Raw genomic sequence first — 1,962 nt, 5'->3', positions numbered from 1 at the left:
GCCTTCACCGTCACCGCCGGCAACGTCAACGACTGCACCCAGTTCGAGCAGGTCATGGCCCGCATCCGCATTCAGCGGTGCGGACCCGGCAGACCCAGAACCAGGCCCGAGCGGGTCGCGGCGGACAAGGGCTACTCGTCCACGAAGATCCGCACCTACCTGCGACGTCGCGGCATCAAGGCGGCGATTCCCGAGCGCATCGACCAGATCAACGGCCGCATCCGCAGGGGCGAGAGCCTCTGCCGACTCGACCGGGCGGCCTACCGGCGACGCAACGTCGTCGAGCGCTGCTTCAACAAGCTCAAGCACAACAAAGCCCTGGCCACCCGCTACGACAAACGCGCCCGCCACTACCAGGCCCTGGTCACCCTGGCCTGCCTCAAACTCTGGCTGCCCTGACTTTGCGGACACGACCTAGGCCCAGCGGCCCAGGACCGGTGATGCGAAATCCCGATGTACGGACCATCGGACAGTTGAGATGATGGCTGTCATGGTCCAGACGCCCTCCGCCACTTACACCGCCGATTCCACCGCCCCGCCGAAGAGGTCCGCCCCGGTCTGGGCGGTGCTGCTCGCCGCCTGCGCGGGCCAGTTCCTCGTCGTCCTCGACGTCTCCGTGGTGAACACCGCGCTGCCCTCGATGCGGGCCGACCTCGGCATGAGCGCCATCGGGCTGCAATGGGTGGTCAACGCCTACTCCATCGCGTTCGCGGGATTCATGCTGCTCGGCGGCCGGGCGGGCGACCTCTTCGGGCGCAAGCGGATGTTCCTCCTCGGGCTCGGCCTCTTCACCGCCGCCTCGCTCGGCGGCGGCCTCGCCCAGGCCGAGTGGCAGCTCCTGGCGGCACGGGCCGTACAGGGTCTGGGCGCCGCGGTCCTCGCGCCCTCCACCCTGACGATCCTCACCTCGGCGGTGCCCGAGGGACCGGCGCGGGTGCGGGCCATCGGCGTCTGGTCGGCGGTCGGCGCGGGCGGCGGCGCGGCGGGCGGCCTGGTCGGCGGGGTCCTCACCGATCTGCTCTCCTGGCGCTGGGTGCTCCTCATCAACGTGCCGATCGGCGCCCTGGTCATCGTCGCGGGCCTGGCCTGGCTGACCGAGAGCAAGGCCGGGCAGGCGCGGCGCCTCGACGTGCCCGGCGCGGTGCTCGTCACCGCCGGACTCGCCACCCTCGCCTACGGCATCGTGCAGACCGAGGAGAAGGGCTGGACGGCGGCGGCGACCCTGGTGCCGCTGGCCGCCGGGCTCGCGCTGCTCGGGGCGTTCCTCGTGGTGGAGGCGCGCACGCGGGTGCCGCTGATGCCGCTGAAGCTGTTCAAGGTGCGGTCGGTGTCGGCCGCGAACGCCGCGATGTTCGTCTGCGGCGGCGGCATGTTCGCCATGTGGATGTTCATGACGCTGTACGCCCAGAACGTTCTCCACTACTCCCCGATGAAGGCGGGCCTCGCCCTCATCCCGTCCTCCCTGACCATCGTCATCGGCTCGATGCTGGCGCCCCGCGTGATGCCGGTGCTCGGCCCGAAGAACGTCTCCGTGCTGGGCATACTCGTGGCCGCCGCCGGTTTCGGCTGGCAGTCGACGATGACGGTCGACGGCTCCTACGTCACCTCCATCATGCTGCCCGGCATCGTGATGATGTTCGGCGCGGGCTTCGCCACGACGCCGCTCGCCTCCCTCGCCACGTCGGGCGCCGAGCCGGGCGACGCGGGCCTCGTCTCGGGCCTGATCAACACCTCCCGCACGATGGGCGGCGCACTCGGCCTCGCGGTGCTCTCCACGGTCGCGGCGGCGCAGATGAACGGATCGGTGTCCCCCGAGGCCCTGACGGACGGCTACGCGATGGCGTTCCGCACCAGTGGCTGCATCCTGCTCGCCGGTGTCGTGGTGCTCCTGCTGTGGATGCCGGGGCAGCGGAAGGCGGCCGGGGCGGCGGCCGAGAAGGGCTGAGCGGGGCGGCGCCGGAC

At 71.1% G+C, this 1,962-nt stretch carries 1 protein-coding gene and 1 pseudogene; both read left to right on the top strand.

What is annotated here, in order from left to right:
- Positions 1 to 399 (top strand): annotated as a pseudogene (locus AB8Z36_RS38240) (IS5-like element IS1650 family transposase); the annotation flags it as partial.
- A gap of 91 nt (positions 400 to 490) precedes the next feature.
- Positions 491 to 1,945 carry an MFS transporter gene (locus AB8Z36_RS38235; RefSeq protein WP_369217972.1) on the top strand — a complete coding sequence of 485 codons (1,455 nt, stop codon included), beginning with the start codon at positions 491 to 493 and terminating at the stop codon, positions 1,943 to 1,945.
- Positions 1,946 to 1,962 lie beyond the last annotated feature (17 nt).

The sequence above is a fragment of the Streptomyces flavofungini genome, from assembly GCF_041028215.1.
GTDB classification, from domain to species: domain Bacteria; phylum Actinomycetota; class Actinomycetes; order Streptomycetales; family Streptomycetaceae; genus Streptomyces; species Streptomyces flavofungini_B.
The sequence above is the reverse complement of the archived record's forward strand: the minus strand, read 5'-3'. Positions and strand labels throughout refer to the sequence as shown.